Source organism: Pedobacter sp. UC225_61 (genome assembly GCF_044452285.1).
Taxonomy (GTDB): domain Bacteria; phylum Bacteroidota; class Bacteroidia; order Sphingobacteriales; family Sphingobacteriaceae; genus Pedobacter.
In genome coordinates this window covers 860,552-876,595 of record NZ_JBIOAL010000001.1, presented here as the reverse complement: position 1 = coordinate 876,595, position 16,044 = coordinate 860,552, and the positions used below count along the sequence as shown (strand labels likewise).

The following is a 16,044-nucleotide window of genomic DNA, read 5'->3' as shown; positions in this document are numbered from 1 at the left end:
ATTGATAATTCTACTGTCTTCCAGTTAATTTTGGTATACGAGTTGGCGTATCAATACCTTTTACAATACTTACTGCACTTTTAGCAATTGCTTTAATCGTTGATAAAATATTTTCTACATCAAGTGTTTTGTACTCGTCAGTAACTTGGTGATAGTGTTTATCAATATCAATTTGATCGGTACTAATGGTGTGCGCTGGAACACCCAATGCAGCTAAAGTTGCATTGTCACTTCGGTAAAATAAGTTTTGCTCAGTATATGGATCTGGATGGAAAGTGAACTCAGTTCCTTCTAAATTCTTCTGTAGAATTTTCCCGAAATCTGATCTTTCATAACCTGTAATAAACGCGGTGTTTTTACCAAATTTACTATCCTTACCTATCATTTCGATATTAAACATGGCAACAACATCATCAGGATTTAATTGTTGTGAGAAGTACCGAGCACCATAACCACCTATCTCTTCTGCTGTGAAACCTACAAAAATTAAGGTACGTTCATTGTTGTTTAGTTTTTTATAATATTTAGCTAAAGCAATCATGGCCGACGTGCCTGAAGCATCATCATCTGCACCATTCATAATGCTATCACCTTCTTTTGGTGCAACAATTCCCATGTGATCATAATGACCGGAAAAAATAACTAATTCTTTGGCTTTTGATTTACCAGGAATAATACCAGCCACATTAAATAAAGGCATTTTCACCACTTCGTTTTTCAAGTCTACCTTAAAATCTTTTGCTACAGTATCTTTATCTAAAATAAAAATTAGTGCACCAGGTTTTGCAGGAGTTAAGTCTTTTTCATCAACCGCCCTTGCAGGTTGAGCCTTTAAACGGTTAAACATATCCACAAACTTCACATCCACTAACACCAACTGTTTTTTGCCACTTCTGCTAATTGTTCTGTATTGGCTCATAAAATCTTTTCCTGGATCAAGTTTAACCCATCCATCGCCAGTACTTTGATCAAAAGAAATTTCTTTCGAATTGTTACCCACTATAGCGATGTTTTGGTTATCTACAGTTTTTCCATCAATAGTTACATTAACTGAAGACGGTTTTAATTGGTATTTGTAAAATGTTTGGCGATATCCTGTTGCGCCATCAAGTGGTTTTAATCCAATTTGTTTAAACTCATTTTCAATAAAAGTAGCCGCTTTATCAATACCAGGCGTAAAGGTTCTTCTGCCTTGCATATCATCACTACTCAGTGTTTTTATCAAATGGTCAACATAATCTCTTGTTATAATTTTATTAATGTCTTGTGCGAATGCAATTGAAGCAGTGCACAATAGCAATAGGGTGTAAATTGTTCTTTTCATTTTATATATATAGTATTATTTAACTTGTGAGTTTAACCAATTGTCTCTAAAGGTCTGCATAGCTGGAGTTAAAACACCACCAGTTTTTTCTATCGAAACTATTTCTAAAGCAGGGTTTTCACTAAAAGTAAGTTTGGTCGTTTTCTCTTCTCCACGATAAGTGTACGTAATGGTAATTACATCTCCAGGTTTATGTGCATCGGTTATTTTAGTTAAAGCAGCTTGATCTTTAATCTCAACACCGTCAACCGTTAATAGAATATCTCCAATATCTAAACCAGCATCATAAGCTGGTGTACCTTGTGTTGTGCTACCTAATGTTGCTTTTCCATTTTCAAAGTCCACTCTTCCAAAACCTGTAAATGCTTTTCCCGGATTAGCCTTTCTTAAAACGAAACCTGCGTTTAGTAATAATTTAGCGTAATCGTTTTTAGCAGTTCCATACACATGGTTTTTAAAGAAATCTGCAGCAAAAGCTGGATTTTTTGTCAGTTGACTTAATGTTTTCTCTAAATCAGACATCGAATAGGCAATTTCTGTTTTGCCGTATGCTTTCCATAAAGCTCGCATATAATCGTCAAGCGTTAGCTTAAAGTCCGATCGTAAACGAAGATCAAGCGCTAAAGCAACTGCTGCTCCATAGGTGTAGTACGAAGTAAAAATATTGTTTTTATTGGTTTGATCTATTGCCACACCTGCATCGGCAAATACCGCATAACGACTAGCTTGAATAGGCGTAAAATTCTTAGCACCTGGCGAATTAAGCACTGCATTTACCAAACCATTAAAGGTTTGTGCAGCATTATCTACCGTTCTAAAACCTGCCCTTGCTAATAATAGATTACCGTAATATTGAGTAAAACCTTCTGCAACCCAAAGGCCATCGGTTATGTTAGAATGCTCGAAATTAAAAGGCTCTAATCCTTTTGGTCTTAATCTTTCTACGTTCCAGCTGTGAAAATATTCATGAGAAAATGTACCTAATAATGCAGATTCATAACCTGCAATTTTTGGTGTACGTTGTACAATTGAAGTCGAGTTTCTGTGTTCCATTCCATCGCCTGCATTTGCTGGATATACATCTTGCAAAAAGTAATAATTCCCATAGTCGTAAGTTGGAAACTCTCCCCAAACTGCCATGTGCTCCGCCACCATTTTCTTAACCATTACTGCATAATCATCTATGGTTTTTTGCTCATCATCTGAGTGAGAAATTAGATGAATGGTTTGTGTTTTTCCATTCTGATTTTTTACTTCCCAACTTGCAGTTTTATAGTTTGCTATTTCTGTAGGACTATCCATGAAATATTGCAAATTTGGTGCGTAGTAGGCGTCTTTCCCCATTGGTTTAAGTTGGGTAGCTACTTTCCAGTTTTGCTTTTCTGCATAATTAAACTTTACAATACGTGGGCGATTATCCATTCCAAGTGGAAAAGCAAAAGTAGCTGGCATATTCATGTGTGCATGCGTTTCGTCGAAACCAGCATAAGTGCCATCTATCCAGTTGCCGAATAAAGTATACGTTATTTTTACGCTTGAGCCATGGGTTGGAATTTCATATACATCGCCAGCTGGCTGATTTAAAACTAAAGGTTTGCCATTAGCATCAAATGCTTTTAAATTGTATACGTTTTTTCCGAATTCGTGAGTTGCATATCTACCTGGTGAAGAACGGCTCATTCGAACTTTTAACGGTCCTGCTGGCACATTTGGAATAGACATGTTAATTTGAGCTTCGTGGTGGATGGCATTAGGGAAGCTAACTTCATAACTAATTTCTTGTTGCGCTTTAACACCAATTGATGTCGCTAACACGCTTATGGCAAGTATAATTTTCTTCATCAGATTTAAAATAATGCCTTAAGGTAGTGCTATTCAATAAAAAAACACAAATTGTCTGAAAATTATTACGAATGGAGTGATTTGCTAGTCTTCACTATGCAATTCTCGATAGGCCTTGTTACGGATTTGTTCTTTACGTTTGTCTATTTCAGTATTTACACGAGTCTCATGAATGCCATCTGCTACTTCAACTTCAAATTCTCTTTCTTTATCAGATAAATGAACCTGTGAAATTTCTAGGTTTTCTACAGAATGATCATAAGGGCCTCTACTACTCATCAGTTTTACAAAAACAGGTAAACATTCGAAGAAAATAAATAAGAGCCCAATAAAAGTAACAGCTAAAGATGTGTTTAAATCCCGAGTCCCATCTACATTAAAACTCAACTGACCTAATGCCCAATTTCGATCTGCAAAGCCAGCTATGTTGCTTAAGCTATCGAGTTGTTTTGTGGTATATAGTTTTTCGGTCATTAAACCATCGAACTGTTTTCTGCCATCAACAAATTTTTGTAATTGACGAACATCACTGCTTAAGGTATCTAAATTTTGTTCACGCTGTTTTAGCTCAGCTTCTTTTCTTTTGGCATAGGGTCCATAACCCATAATACCAGAGGTTTCCGTTGTTTTATTCCCGAAAATCTCAAAATTCAATTTCTGCCTATCTGCCTTGATGGCTGCAGCTAATGAATCGCGTTGTGCTTTGGCATCGTTTAGTTTACCAATTTCAATCGTATATTTTTTATCAAAAGCTTTGTTCAGCGTATCAATTTTAGAGCGCTGACCGTTCAAATAACTTACGTTTAAACGTTCTTTAATTTCTTTATCGAAAATTTTAAGCTCTAGGGGACGAGAAATTACAATCCCAATCATAATTGCCAACAGAATACGTGGGGTTGCTTGCCAAACTTGCTTGCTTGTGGTGGCGTTTTTATTAATACTGGATACAATATATCTATCCATATTAAAAATGGCTAAGCCCCAAATGATACCAAAAAAAAGAGCGAATAACCATGCAAAATCCCCACCTTTAAATACAAAATACATGGCATAGCCACCAGAAAGTGCAGCGAACAATCCGGTAAAAAAGATAGTTGCGCCAATACCTATGTATTTATTATGTTCTGTAGGATATTTTTCTAAAGTAGAAAGGTGTGTGCCAGAGCAAAACCAAAAGAAACGAGAGATGCTATTCATAATTAAAGCAAAATTAACCAAGATTTATTATTAAACGCTTTTACAAGCAAGTTGTTACAGTAAAATCAAGGAATAAAATATACTGTATTTTTTCAAATTCCTTAACGATCACATATCTCAATTGGTGAAATGATTTTTTAGTCTATAAAATTACTACGTGGCAATGGGTAGTTGAAAATACCAAGAAGACGGTATTTATGTAATATTTTGATATTCTGATATTTATTAAAAATTAAACATCATGAAAAAACTATTACTAACGGCGGCATTTGCATTATCATTGTGCTTTGCTGCAAACGCCCAAGAAGAGGTGATCGACAACAATCCTGCTGAAGTAACGGATTCAAAAGCATTATCGCTAGATGAATTAAAAGCTCAACGTGCTGCTTTGGTTGCATTATCTAAATCTGAAGATTTTTTAGAAAAAATAGCTAAGGCAGATAAATTAAAAGCACCAAATGAAGTTGGGATTGCTGGCTTAGATGCTTTAGCCTCAATGGCTTCTAAATTATTAGAACAAATGAAAACCACTCGAGGTTCTATTCCTCAGTTTTACGCAAGCATTACTGGTCAAACAATGGATGGTTCACCTGCTGGTACAGTTACGCCTGTACAACCAGATCAGTTAATTGCATTATCTAAAATGTTTGTAACAATGGGGGTTGATTTGGTTAAATCTTCAAAAGACTTAATCACTATGCCAGGTGAGATTAAAAGTGCAGGTGTAATGAAAGCAATGAAGGCATTAAAATCTATGGCTTATATTAAAAATGCTTTTGTGGCTTTAAAACAAGAAATTTCTTTTAATGCTAAAATGACGCAAAACTTAATAGCGACAAATAAGGCGATGAATGGCGATAAATCAAAATAACACTCAATTTACATACGCTCAAAAAAAATTAAATCCCGGTTTTAAACTGGGATTTTTACTTTTAAACGATTTTGCTGAGGTTGCCCATAAAACTGGTTTTTGTATATTTGAAAAAAATATAAAATCATGAAAGAAATTTCAGTACAAGAATTAAAACAGAAAATAGATAATAAAGAAGATTTTCAACTAATTGATGTTAGAGAAACTTTCGAATATGAAACTTCTAATCTTGATGGATTAAATATCCCTTTAGGCGGAATTTTAATTGAAACAGATAAAATTGCTACTGATAAACCTGTAATTGTACAATGCCGTAGTGGTAAAAGAAGCGCTGCTGCAATTATGCAATTAGAGCAATTACACGGGTTCGATAATTTATACAATTTAAAAGGTGGAATTTTAGCTTGGCAAGAAGCTTTTGATCCAAATATGCCAGTATACTAATGCGTAAAAAGATCTTCTTAAACGTACTTTTCAATTTAGGAATCATTCTTTCCATTTTTGGAATGGGATGGTCATTTAATAATAATAGCCCATTGGTTGTTGCATTTTTTGCAGCAACTTTTGTGGCATTTATTTATGTTAAAATCCAGTTGCTTAAAACACTTAAAGATTTAAAGAAGTAGAAGGTTTCATAGCTATTCCAATAAATCTTCATCATCAGTAATTACTCGTAGCTGTTTTACTGCACTAGCTAAACCTTCATCATTTCCTTTATCAAATATCTCTAATATAAGAGACAAGATTTCTCTAGCTGGCACTTTAAATAAAAGACTTATTAAGTAAAGCTTTTCTAAGTCTATCCCCACTCTTCCATTTTCTATGTTGGCTAATGTTTCAGTAGTAATATTAATTTTCTTTGCGACAAATTCTTGTTTGTAATTTAAGTGTTTTCTAAAAGCCTTAATTACTTTTCCGGTTGCTCTTTTCATTTGTTTAGGTAGTAACTAAAGTAGCTAAACATCACATCTTTTAAAATTCGACCAGTTTCTAAAGAGTAGATTTTGTTTAAAATAATAGTGTTTTTAAGTCAAAATCTAAGAGTTACTGCCAATTTCGTTTTAGTTTATCCTTGTCTCTAGTATGTTTTGAAAAAGGTTGCTTTTACATTCTTGATTATAAGGAAAGAATTTAAATTTCTACTTAAACAATTTTCTTAGATATAAGGCGATATAAACTCTTAAGAGAAAAATTTATCGAAGTAAATAAGTTTAGCTTTTCAAAAAAACCACCCTACATTTTTTGTAGGGTAAAAGTTTACTTTTCCTTTGAAAACACATATACATTTGGTTTAATGTTTGGCCAACAGCAAGAGCTTGCCGAAAATCTTTAAAAGAGTAGGTGCATTTTTAATTTATATAAACTATGAAAATTTTAACTAAAACTAGAAGGATATTTTTAACGCTATCTCTAATTATTCTTTCTTCTGGTGGATTGTTTGCTTATCAAGAAGTAGCAGAAGAAGAACAGGTTGAATCGACAGATCCTAAATGTCACTGTTGGGACGTTAGTGTATTTGGAGTACATATAGTGACAAAGTGTAATAAATATTGTGGTGATATGGCGGGTTGGGATTGGTTTTAACAAAAAAACCATTGAAAACTTGATGTTAGAATTTCTAGCATCAAGTTTTATGAATAATTTTCAAGTATGAAAAGATTAAACATTTATCTAGTCATTTTATTTTTTGCATCTTCTGTTTATTGTAGCGCACAAGTAACAGAGCAAAAGGTAGTCGAGTTAAAGGCCGTTAACATTAAAGGATATACACAAGAACAAATTGTAAAAATTATTGAAACTGTTAGTGCAAAATATAATAAATCAAAAATTGGTGATGGTATATTTAATTTTAAAATCATAGAAAAACTTACAATTGACGATTTATTCTTGTTGGATACAAGCTATACTGATAGATTAGTTAATTTAAAGAAAATTAAAGACATAAATGCCTACGATGGTTTCTTAAGCAAATATTTCGATTTTGAATTGAGCAGAATGTTTTTTTTTAATTTTCAAAATAGCTTCAATTATGTATTTTCTGAAAATCTTTTTTTAAAGAAAAAATCTTTATTTAAATATTCCTTGGAAGATTTAGATACAACCTTTAAAGTTCTTTTCGAATCTAATTCCGTTATGGGCAGCTTGTTAATTGATAAGCAAAAAATGTTGCCATTATCCTTAACTCAAGCTTTAAAGAACAAAGTAACAAGTGGTAGATTATTTACAAATTATGATAATAAGTATAATCTAGATATTGAATACGTGATCGAAAGATATATTTTGAAGGTTGATTATAAAATTGATGAAAATGATCACATTCTAATAAAAGCCGTTGACAAAGACCTTGCGCTAGTAAATTACAAAATAAAACGTATGGATAAAAAAAGTAAAAAACTCATACTGAATGATTTTTATAAAAGTATAGTCTCTAAAATTAATTTAAGTATATAATGAAGAGTTTAAAATGGATAATATCTTTCTTATTGTTAACAGTGATAACCGGATTAATTATTTACAACAATTCAAATGTAAATAACCTACCAAATTTTATTTTCTATGATTTAAACAATCGCCCTTTTTCTAAAAATGAGCTAAAAGGCAAAGAAACGTTAATAGTTTATATATCAACAAAATGCGAAAGTTGCAACGAGGCATTACAGCAGGTAAAGGAACTTGCTGTAAATCATCCAAATTTAATTTTTATAGTTGTTTCATCAAGCGACGAACTGCCTATATCAAAAGAGAAATTTTTAAGTAATCAAATAGATAGTGCCAAGAACATTAAGCTCTTGTATGATAAGGATAGACTTTTTGTTAAAAGATTTGGTTTAGGCTTTGTAATAGAATATCCTACAATCTTTTATTCCGATGGTGAAAATATTTTCAAAAAAATCAAGGATTTAAGAACTGTGGATGATTTTATTAAAAAACCTTAAGTATGAAATTAAACATCCTATTCTTTATATTACTAACATTAAGCTTTACCAAATTAAAAGCACAAACTAAAACAATTACCATCGTCTCTTTTAATGATAATAAACCATTACAAAATGTATTAATATATTATAAAGCAGATATTATTGGAGAAACAGATAAAACTGGCAAAGTTATACTTCGATTAAATCTTGTTGATAGCCTGACACTTGTTAAAAATGAGTATATAGATGTTGTTTTAGCTAAGAACCAATTGTCAGAAACGGTTACCTTGAAAAAAAATCAAGCCATAACTTTAAATGAAGTAGTAATAACACCGATGAATGCAAAAACCCTACTTAAAAAAATAACAAATTTTTTTCATAATAGAGATGAAGATGGGATTTAAAAAGCGCAATCAAGTTATCAATTTCCACATAATTTACAAGTTTATAATAAGTTTGTGGCTAATGAAGATACCTTACACTATTTAAATAATAGGTTTACAGTTTATAAAAACATTTTTAAAGTTAACGATCAAACCAAAATCATTAAAAATTTCAAGAACATAAATAACAAAGATAATATATACAAAACTTACTATTGGGGTAACAAAAAAATCAATTTTCCCGGACTAATTTCTTTAACACCATTAGGCGTAAATTATAGTGTAGATTTTACGGATTTCTTTTGTCATCAAGATCTGTTCAATTATAAAATCGTAGAAGATGATTCATATTACAAATTGGAGTTTAAACAAAAAAGAAAGATTGGCTTGTTTAGTATTGAGGGTTATTTAATTATAGATAAATTCGATTATGGGATTTATGAGTTTGAATCTAAACTTTTAAATGATAAACCATTTTTTAAAAAGGAGATAAATTTCAGTACTTCAAAACCATTAGTATTTAAAGTCTTAATGGATACTTATCATTTTAAATATGTAAAAGAAGAAGGAAGGTATATTTTAGATAACAGTAATAAAAGCACAACATTTATAGAAGAAAAAGGAGATTTTAAACAGATTGTATTCAAATCTATAATACAAGTGGAAAAAACAAAGAATTTTAGTGATAGAAACTTAAAGGAATTTGATATGGTTAAATGGGAGTATAAATAATCACGCACTGTAATTATAAAAACAAACCCTCATCAATTCCCGTCAATCCTAACCCTGGTAAATCGTTTAAAATGTAACGTCCATCTTGCATTTCTGGTGCATCAAAAGGATTGTTTTTAGTTAACCAAGGTCCATCTAAATCAGACCAATCACAAAGCGGAGCTAATGCAGCGCCAGCTAAGGTAGCAATAGAAGTTTCGCTCATGCAACCAATCAAAATCTTCATGCCAAAACTTCTAGCTTTTAAAATCATTTGATGCGCTTCGTACATCCCTGCAGTTTTCATTAATTTAATGTTAATGCCATGATAAGCACCTTTTAATCCCTCTAAGTCCGTTAAACGCTGGACGGCTTCATCTGCTAAAATTGGTATCGGACTGCGTTGCGTAAGCCAAGCATTCCCTTCTAAATTATTTTTATCCATGGGTTGCTCAATTAACAAAACACCCTGATCGTGTAACCAATAACACATTTCTATCGCCTGTTTTTTATCACTCCAACCTTGGTTTGCATCAACGTATAGCGGCAAATCGCTCACACTTCTAATGGTTTCTATTAACTCTTTGTCGTTATCTCTACCTAACTTTACTTTTAGCACTTTAAAACCTTTGGCATCGGCAACTTTTTCTTTTAAAACTTCGGGAGTATCGATGCCTAATGTATAAGAAGTTACGGGCATTTTAGTTTTATCAGCACCATAAATTGTAGCGCAAGACTGATTTAAAATCTTGCCATTTATATCATTTAAAGCAATGTCTATTGCTGCTTTTACTGCCGGATTTCCTGAAGCAATGCTATCTAAATAGTGATGAATTTCTGCAAAGTCAAAGGGATGCTTAAATCTAGCCCAATCTACTTTCGCAATAAACTCCGCAGCACTTGTCTGACTTTCTCCCATGTAGGGAACCATGCTTGCTTCACCATAACCAATAAAACCCTCATAATTAAGCTTTAAAAGTAATAATGGTGTACTTGTTCTTGTAAATTTGGAAATTGAAAATGGATGTTTTAATTCTAATTCAAACTGCTTGCAACTTATTTTCATTTGTTATCGTCTTATTATTAAAAGGCAATCGTGCCAACAGTATATTTGTTAACGCTAAACACAAAGGCCATGAAAACTAGTTCAAGATTACGGTATTTTCTTTATTTATCCATACTAATTGTTGGATGTACCACCGGAAAAAATGCTTTGCAAAAAGGAAATTACGATGCATCAGTTTCTAAATCAGTTGATCGTTTAAAAAATTCACCTAAAAATGCAGAAGCAATGCAAGTTTTACCTACTGCTTATGAGTTGGCATTAAAAGATCACTTAAGAAAAATTGACGAAGCTAAACTTTCTTCGAACGTTTTAAAATGGGAAACTATAGTAAGCCATTATCAACAAATCAATCAGCTAAGTGATGAGATTAACAGTTCACCTGTTGCACAAAGTTTAGTGCCAAATCCTCCAAGATTTAGTAATGAAGTGGAGGATAGTAAATACAAAGCAGCAGAAGCTCGTTATCTTTTAGGCGTAGATCAATTAAACGAAAACAATCGTATTAGTGCTAAAAATGCGTATTTCAATTTTGAAAAAGCGAACTATTTCTATCCAAATTATAAAGATGTTCAGCGTAAAATGGATGATGCCTATTGGGCTGCAGTTTTAAAAGTTGTTGTGCAACCTGTTATGGTTCAAAGTAATTATTATAAATTGAGTAACCAGTATTTTCAGCAACAGGTAAATCAATTTATGAGCAATTATCAAAAGAATAGATTTGTGATTTTTTATTCTGAACAACAAGCAAACACCCAGAAAATAACTCCAGATCAAGTGCTACGATTAAATTTTGATGATTTTGTAGTTGGTCAGACCTATGTTAAAGAAAGAGTGGAGAAACTTAAAAGAGATAGTGTTGTCATTGAAGAAACCAGAGCAAATGGCAAAGTGTACGGAACTGTAAAAGCAACATTGAGTATTTTCGATAAAAAGGTTTCATCATCTGGTTTGTTAGCAATGACTATTTACGATTATCAAACTAACAAAATTATTAAGCAACAACGTTTACCAGGAACTTACATTTGGCAAGATAGCTGGGCAAGTTATAAAGGTGATGAAAGAGCTTTAACTAAACAACAATTAAGCATGACTAAAAGGAGAGAAATTTTACCTCCTGCCCCAGATGCCTTATTTGTAGAGTTTACTAAACCAATTTATGCACAATTAGTGGACGAGATCAGCTATTTTTATAATAGATATTAATGTTTCTGTTATTCTGATTTAACGAGGAATCTCTTGTAATTACCAAGAGATTCCTCGTCCTAGAATTATTTTTTTAAGCTTTAATCCAACTTAAATCCTCTTTCTTTCAAGACTCCTTCTCGCTTAATTTCTATTAAATCTTCAATATAAACACCAGCTACAGGATAAATCTTATCTCCAACAAATTTAAAGTAGGGCTCACTAAATTTCTTTTTAATTTCAAAAGGATAATAATCTGACCGTTCGAATATTACGGAATCTTTAAACTTAATATCAATTGATTTTACTGTTTTATTTTTAATATTCTCATCAAGTGCATAAGGGTTTCCTGCTCTAGCCCATCTACCGTTCTTGGTTGGATAAACATCAAAATATTGATACTTCTCATGGTATATTTTACCATTATACTCGCTAAGAAACAAAAGCACATATTTATATTCTGAAAAAGCAGGAATGCCATAATGATCAAATACAGTAAATCTAACAGTATCTGTATTCAGGTTACCATATACATTTTTGACTATTTTATATTTCGCTTCATATCTTGAATCCATAGAATATATATGGTTACAATATAAAGGCCACACTGATTTTAATTCTACTTTTTCCGCAATTATAACATATCGCTTTGGATTCTTATCATCAGTTTGATCAAATGGTATACACTTTTCTGGGATTAACTTAATTGCTATTGAATCCATTTTCACTAGATCTGAAACTGCAAATTTTTGAGTGAGGCAGCTAGGCGATTGAAAAAACAAACTATCTCGCATGTCTACTTCAATTTTGAACAAACCGTTAACTTTTGTGTGAAAATATAAATTTGAATCTGTTGTTATTTTATCCTGTGCTTTTCTTCCCTCATCTAATAGCTTAAATGCACTTTTGAGTTTTGTAGTATCCTTCTTGCCAATTTTAACTGCCTCTTGAAATTTCATCTGCGATTCTTTATATGCCTTATTAAGTGTATCGTTAACGATTACAGTGAAAGAATTCAGCATCAAGATTGGCTTACTAGCATAACTTACTCTTCCAGATAAAACTACTTTGTTTTGAGAAAAGCAATGCATGCTTAAAACCATGCCCCATATAAATAAATAATATTTCAATTTCATATATACCTTTAATTATGAAGATACATTTATTTTATAAATTCAATACTCAATACTTTTGACTTGATATTGATTTATCGTATCAATTTATTAGCTAATATTGCAGCAATGAATACTGCCTTATACAATCCTTTCAAAAACTTCGATTTTAAGAACGATAAATGCTTTTTAAGCGGTGATAGTTTTTCATCACCTTTGGCAACTATAAATGTTTTGCCTGATTGGCTTCTAAGCATGGCAAGCTTAACTGGTGATGAAAAAATTCAATTATTAGATGAAACCATTCGTACCTATAAAAGCCTGAATGTTCCCTGTAACACAACAGTTTATGATCAGTTTGTTTCTCCATTGGAAGATAAAATTGCATTAGCTTTTGGAAAAGGGTACGCAGGTGTTTCGGCTTTGCCAGAGATAGATTTGTTTAATTGGATTGGTAAATTGATGTACAGCTTTTTGTATATCGAAATGCAGGGCGCTATTCGTTTGCAACAATTAAGCGGCGATGGAATGAACATGTCGCAAGGATTAATGCACAAATTTGGCAACCTACACACCATGTTGCAAAGTATTTACCGAGAAGTAGTTTTAGAAGATTTTACACCTTGGTCTATCGTGGTTGTGCAATTGGAAAATGCTGATACAGCATTTAGTTTTAGAGATGAAATTAACACCTTAACCTTCTCGCTGAAATTTAAAGATTTTGGAATAATCGCATGTTTACAAGATAACGGAACGAACAAAAGATACCATCAAGAAATTATTGATTCTATTAGAGACAAAAAACTTTTAGAACAACAGTTTGAGGAGTTAGCTGCTAGATTTTTCTATTCTGCCTATTTATTTAATCGCTTGCCAGAATATACAATTATGCCTGTGGAAGATGTAATTTATATTGATGCAATGCCTTTAAAGGGAACACAAAACAAAGCGCTTTTTGATATTTGGACTAACAAAACGTACGGACAGGTTTTAGAAAACTTCTGGAAACCTTGGGGTCATACATTGTTTGAGATTATTAAAGACCCGACAACACCAATGAGCTATTTTGAAGAACCCTTTTTACCCATTTCCAGTTAATTTTTCTATAAAATAAGGGATAATTCCAGGCACAAAAATCACGGTAAAAATTAGGCCTGTTAAAGCACCAAAAAAGTGAGCATCGTGTCCAATATTATCTTTTGCATTTTTAGACATATACCAAGAATAAGCCAAATACAATATAGCGAATAAAATAGCTGGCATTGGTATAAACATTACCCCAATTAAACTCATTGGTTCGAACATAATGTAGCTAAATAAAACTGCACTAATTGCGCCAGATGCTCCTAAACTATTATACCAAAAATGATCTTTGTGCTTGATAACCGTTGGGATATCACTCAAGATTAAACTCAGGAAATAAAGCAATCCAAATTGCCAATGCCCAATCATCATTTCTAATCTAAAAGCAAAGAAATAGAATGTAAACATGTTAAAAAACAAGTGGGTCCAATCGGCATGAATTAAACCACTAGTAATAAATGTATATAGTTTTTTCCCTTTGCTAACCGTATACGGATGTAGCATAAATTTACCGTATAAAGTGGCATCATTAAAAGCGTAAATACTTGTAATTAAAGTAAATATAAATATAATTGAAGCTACGGGCGTATCGTTTAGATAGTTCATAGTATTATTTCAGGTTTAATTTTACGTCTTGTTTTAATCTCCCAATAGGATAACGCATGTACGTTTTTTCGTAATAATCGGAGTTTTTGTACACAAAATCTAATTGTGCTCTACCATTTATTGCAAAGTCAGGATTTTTTGCTTTCTCTGCCTCTAATTTTTGTTTAAGATTTGGGTATTTTTTTAATAAATCTGCGGCAGTATCTTCAAAAACATAAGAAGAATATCCTTCTTTTTGACCTAAAACAGAATCGAAGAAATTCCAGTTAAAAAATGAATCAATTGCTTGAGGTTCTAACGTTTCAACAATATATCTATTATTCGGTTGATTTACATATACCACATAATCGCCAGCGTAAAACTGCACTTTCTGATCTACAGGATTTAACACCACTGCCGAATGCTGATAATGTCCTTCGTATGGTCTAGTTGCGGTTTTCATATCAGCAATGTAATACATCTCTAAATCAAGTTTTACATCTGCTGTCAATTGCTGCATGTTCACATTATTCAGTTTTAGCAATTCAATTACCTTGCTCCACGCTTTTGGAATAACATAGGCAATTGGTTTGGTGACAGTTAAACTAGGCTCGAACTTATCCCAATATTTTATTTTTTTAGTATAAGGTTCATTTCTATCGTAATATAAACGATCCATGCCACTAATTTCACTTGGTTTATATTTTGCAGCATAACCTTTAAACTCAATGCTATCGTAAACAGAACGATTCAATTTCCAGTCTAATGGGAAGTCTTTTTGTTGCGCAGTAAATTCATCCGCTTTTCGTTTATTTTCGCCAATAATTTTCGCATCACGAACAATAATATCTACATACGTTTGTAATAACTTATAAGTTGATTCTACACGTTTATCAAAAGATTTTAACATGTGAGTTTCGGGCATAAAACCTATCGAATTGTGCAACGCTGCATATCCGGTAGAGTAACGCGGCGATTCGATGTAGCCCGTAATTCCAGCATCTGGAGTTTCATTGATAGAGTTTACGTAAGGGATTAATTCGTAGTTTTTTCCTTTCATCTCACTATATAAATCGGGCACCATTGTTTTGGTTAAGTATGACGATAAAACTGGATTCAACTTATCTTTTTGAGTAGGAATCAGCGTCATTGTATACTGATAATCAGCACCATTGCTTGTGTGCGTATCTACAAAAATCTCTGGTTGCCATGTATTAAATATTTGCTGAAACGCCTGTGAGTTTTTCGAATCTGTTTTAATAAAATCCCTATTCAAATCGTAATTCTTGCTATTTCCTCTAAAGCCATACGCAATTGGTCCATTTTGGTTGGCACGAGAAGTACCGCTGCGGTTATGACTGCCGTCAATATTGTATACAGGAATAATACAAATCACCACATCTTCTGGTAATTTATTGGTTTTTAATAAATCTCTTGCGAACATCATGCTGGCATCAATTCCTTCAGGTTCTCCTGGATGAATGCCGTTATTAATTAAAAATATTCTTTTGTTGTTTTTTCTTAAAGAGATAGGATCAAATATGCCTTTTTTCGATAATACTAATAGGTGTAAAGGTTTTCCAAAATCAGTACTTCCGTATGTAAATAACTTTGCTTGCTGAGGAAATGCTTTTGCTAAATCCTGATAAAAAGAAATCGCTGCTTCATAGGTAGTTGTTTCCTTTTTATTGCTAAGCTCAAACGGAGTTTGTTGGGCAAAAGTTTCCATATTTATAAAAATAAGCAGAAGTAAAAATAATCTCTTCATAA

General features: G+C 32.4%; 18 protein-coding genes. 10 read left to right on the top strand and 8 right to left on the bottom strand.

The genetic code is table 11. The features are described 5' to 3' along the window. Window positions 1–10 precede the first annotated feature (10 nt). The 3 genes from ACHMWN_RS04210 to ACHMWN_RS04200 form a co-directional block, all read right to left on the bottom strand. Window positions 11–1,324, bottom strand: a complete 1,314-nt coding sequence (locus tag ACHMWN_RS04210) for a M20/M25/M40 family metallo-hydrolase (protein ID WP_397297989.1) — start codon at window positions 1,322–1,324, stop codon at window positions 11–13. A gap of 15 nt (window positions 1,325–1,339) precedes the next feature. Next, window positions 1,340–3,166 carry a M61 family metallopeptidase gene (locus ACHMWN_RS04205; protein ID WP_397297988.1) on the bottom strand — a complete coding sequence of 609 codons (1,827 nt, stop codon included), beginning with the start codon at window positions 3,164–3,166 and terminating at the stop codon, window positions 1,340–1,342. 84 nt (window positions 3,167–3,250) lie between these two features. Beyond that, window positions 3,251–4,363: a DUF4407 domain-containing protein gene (locus ACHMWN_RS04200; protein ID WP_397297986.1), complete on the bottom strand. Its 1,113-nt coding sequence runs from the start codon at window positions 4,361–4,363 to the stop codon at window positions 3,251–3,253. A gap of 241 nt (window positions 4,364–4,604) precedes the next feature. Here ACHMWN_RS04200 and ACHMWN_RS04195 point away from each other — a divergent pair, with 241 nt between their 5' ends. From ACHMWN_RS04195 to ACHMWN_RS04185, 3 genes are all read left to right on the top strand, one after another. After that, entirely contained in the window at window positions 4,605–5,234 is a 630-nt protein-coding gene (locus ACHMWN_RS04195) for a hypothetical protein (RefSeq protein WP_397297984.1), read from the top strand. 126 nt (window positions 5,235–5,360) lie between these two features. Then, window positions 5,361–5,678, top strand: a complete 318-nt coding sequence (locus ACHMWN_RS04190; protein WP_173271020.1) for a rhodanese-like domain-containing protein — start codon at window positions 5,361–5,363, stop codon at window positions 5,676–5,678. Beyond that, window positions 5,678–5,860, top strand: a complete 183-nt coding sequence (locus ACHMWN_RS04185; protein WP_397297982.1) for a DUF6358 family protein — start codon at window positions 5,678–5,680, stop codon at window positions 5,858–5,860. The genes ACHMWN_RS04190 and ACHMWN_RS04185 overlap by 1 nt, the downstream gene beginning before the upstream one ends. Before the next feature lie 12 nt (window positions 5,861–5,872). Here ACHMWN_RS04185 and ACHMWN_RS04180 read toward each other — a convergent pair whose 3' ends face one another. After that, window positions 5,873–6,166, bottom strand: coding sequence for a helix-turn-helix transcriptional regulator (locus tag ACHMWN_RS04180; protein ID WP_397297980.1), 294 nt, complete (start codon window positions 6,164–6,166; stop codon window positions 5,873–5,875). Window positions 6,167–6,599: 433 nt separating this feature from the next. Between ACHMWN_RS04180 and ACHMWN_RS04175 the strand changes: the two genes are divergently transcribed. The 5 genes from ACHMWN_RS04175 to ACHMWN_RS04155 all read left to right on the top strand — a co-directional run bounded on the left by ACHMWN_RS04175 (window position 6,600) and on the right by ACHMWN_RS04155 (window position 9,267). Further along, a complete protein-coding gene (locus ACHMWN_RS04175; RefSeq protein WP_397297978.1) occupies window positions 6,600–6,818 on the top strand; it encodes a hypothetical protein in 219 nt (72 codons plus the stop codon). Window positions 6,819–6,884: 66 nt separating this feature from the next. After that, on the top strand, window positions 6,885–7,685 hold the full coding sequence (locus ACHMWN_RS04170; protein WP_397297977.1) for a hypothetical protein: 801 nt from the start codon (window positions 6,885–6,887) through the stop codon (window positions 7,683–7,685). After that, window positions 7,685–8,170 carry a TlpA family protein disulfide reductase gene (locus ACHMWN_RS04165; protein ID WP_397297975.1) on the top strand — a complete coding sequence of 162 codons (486 nt, stop codon included), beginning with the start codon at window positions 7,685–7,687 and terminating at the stop codon, window positions 8,168–8,170. The genes ACHMWN_RS04170 and ACHMWN_RS04165 overlap by 1 nt, the downstream gene beginning before the upstream one ends. 2 nt (window positions 8,171–8,172) lie before the next feature. Further along, on the top strand, window positions 8,173–8,556 hold the full coding sequence (locus ACHMWN_RS04160) for a hypothetical protein (RefSeq protein ID WP_397297973.1): 384 nt from the start codon (window positions 8,173–8,175) through the stop codon (window positions 8,554–8,556). Between the two features lie 54 nt (window positions 8,557–8,610). Continuing rightward, window positions 8,611–9,267, top strand: a complete 657-nt coding sequence (locus ACHMWN_RS04155; RefSeq protein WP_397297971.1) for a hypothetical protein — start codon at window positions 8,611–8,613, stop codon at window positions 9,265–9,267. A 13-nt stretch (window positions 9,268–9,280) separates the two neighbouring features. On the opposite strand, the gene ACHMWN_RS04150 is transcribed toward ACHMWN_RS04155, so the two are convergent. Then, window positions 9,281–10,312: a dipeptide epimerase gene (locus ACHMWN_RS04150; RefSeq protein ID WP_397297969.1), complete on the bottom strand. Its 1,032-nt coding sequence runs from the start codon at window positions 10,310–10,312 to the stop codon at window positions 9,281–9,283. A gap of 69 nt (window positions 10,313–10,381) precedes the next feature. Here ACHMWN_RS04150 and ACHMWN_RS04145 point away from each other — a divergent pair, with 69 nt between their 5' ends. After that, window positions 10,382–11,515: a hypothetical protein gene (locus ACHMWN_RS04145; RefSeq protein ID WP_397297968.1), complete on the top strand. Its 1,134-nt coding sequence runs from the start codon at window positions 10,382–10,384 to the stop codon at window positions 11,513–11,515. An 80-nt stretch (window positions 11,516–11,595) separates the two neighbouring features. Here the strand turns inward: ACHMWN_RS04145 and ACHMWN_RS04140 are convergent, their stop codons facing one another. Continuing rightward, complete coding sequence (locus ACHMWN_RS04140) at window positions 11,596–12,630, bottom strand: hypothetical protein (RefSeq protein ID WP_397297966.1); 1,035 nt, start codon at window positions 12,628–12,630, stop codon at window positions 11,596–11,598. Between the two features lie 105 nt (window positions 12,631–12,735). Between ACHMWN_RS04140 and ACHMWN_RS04135 the strand changes: the two genes are divergently transcribed. Beyond that, complete coding sequence (locus tag ACHMWN_RS04135; protein ID WP_397297964.1) at window positions 12,736–13,704, top strand: hypothetical protein; 969 nt, start codon at window positions 12,736–12,738, stop codon at window positions 13,702–13,704. Here ACHMWN_RS04135 and ACHMWN_RS04130 read toward each other — a convergent pair. Next, window positions 13,687–14,295 carry a rhomboid family intramembrane serine protease gene (locus tag ACHMWN_RS04130; protein WP_397297963.1) on the bottom strand — a complete coding sequence of 203 codons (609 nt, stop codon included), beginning with the start codon at window positions 14,293–14,295 and terminating at the stop codon, window positions 13,687–13,689. The genes ACHMWN_RS04135 and ACHMWN_RS04130 overlap by 18 nt on opposite strands. Window positions 14,296–14,299: 4 nt before the next feature. Beyond that, window positions 14,300–16,003, bottom strand: coding sequence for a M14 family metallopeptidase (locus tag ACHMWN_RS04125; RefSeq protein WP_397297962.1), 1,704 nt, complete (start codon window positions 16,001–16,003; stop codon window positions 14,300–14,302). Between the last annotated feature and the right edge of the window lie 41 nt (window positions 16,004–16,044).

What these genes read in the sequence shown, in the direction of transcription:
- ACHMWN_RS04125 (WP_397297962.1), bottom strand. Translation starts at nt 16,003, where the DNA reads ATGGAAACTTTTGCCCAACAAACTCCGTTTGAGCTTAGCAATAAAAAG.
- ACHMWN_RS04210 (WP_397297989.1), bottom strand. Translation starts at nt 1,324, where the DNA reads ATGAAAAGAACAATTTACACCCTATTGCTATTGTGCACTGCTTCAATT.
- ACHMWN_RS04175 (WP_397297978.1), top strand. Translation starts at nt 6,600, where the DNA reads ATGAAAATTTTAACTAAAACTAGAAGGATATTTTTAACGCTATCTCTA.
- ACHMWN_RS04135 (WP_397297964.1), top strand. Translation starts at nt 12,736, where the DNA reads ATGAATACTGCCTTATACAATCCTTTCAAAAACTTCGATTTTAAGAAC.
- ACHMWN_RS04160 (WP_397297973.1), top strand. Translation starts at nt 8,173, where the DNA reads ATGAAATTAAACATCCTATTCTTTATATTACTAACATTAAGCTTTACC.
- ACHMWN_RS04150 (WP_397297969.1), bottom strand. Translation starts at nt 10,312, where the DNA reads ATGAAAATAAGTTGCAAGCAGTTTGAATTAGAATTAAAACATCCATTT.
- ACHMWN_RS04170 (WP_397297977.1), top strand. Translation starts at nt 6,885, where the DNA reads ATGAAAAGATTAAACATTTATCTAGTCATTTTATTTTTTGCATCTTCT.
- ACHMWN_RS04200 (WP_397297986.1), bottom strand. Translation starts at nt 4,363, where the DNA reads ATGAATAGCATCTCTCGTTTCTTTTGGTTTTGCTCTGGCACACACCTT.
- ACHMWN_RS04140 (WP_397297966.1), bottom strand. Translation starts at nt 12,630, where the DNA reads ATGAAATTGAAATATTATTTATTTATATGGGGCATGGTTTTAAGCATG.
- ACHMWN_RS04195 (WP_397297984.1), top strand. Translation starts at nt 4,605, where the DNA reads ATGAAAAAACTATTACTAACGGCGGCATTTGCATTATCATTGTGCTTT.
- ACHMWN_RS04205 (WP_397297988.1), bottom strand. Translation starts at nt 3,166, where the DNA reads ATGAAGAAAATTATACTTGCCATAAGCGTGTTAGCGACATCAATTGGT.
- ACHMWN_RS04185 (WP_397297982.1), top strand. Translation starts at nt 5,678, where the DNA reads ATGCGTAAAAAGATCTTCTTAAACGTACTTTTCAATTTAGGAATCATT.
- ACHMWN_RS04180 (WP_397297980.1), bottom strand. Translation starts at nt 6,166, where the DNA reads ATGAAAAGAGCAACCGGAAAAGTAATTAAGGCTTTTAGAAAACACTTA.
- ACHMWN_RS04165 (WP_397297975.1), top strand. Translation starts at nt 7,685, where the DNA reads ATGAAGAGTTTAAAATGGATAATATCTTTCTTATTGTTAACAGTGATA.
- ACHMWN_RS04145 (WP_397297968.1), top strand. Translation starts at nt 10,382, where the DNA reads ATGAAAACTAGTTCAAGATTACGGTATTTTCTTTATTTATCCATACTA.
- ACHMWN_RS04130 (WP_397297963.1), bottom strand. Translation starts at nt 14,295, where the DNA reads ATGAACTATCTAAACGATACGCCCGTAGCTTCAATTATATTTATATTT.
- ACHMWN_RS04190 (WP_173271020.1), top strand. Translation starts at nt 5,361, where the DNA reads ATGAAAGAAATTTCAGTACAAGAATTAAAACAGAAAATAGATAATAAA.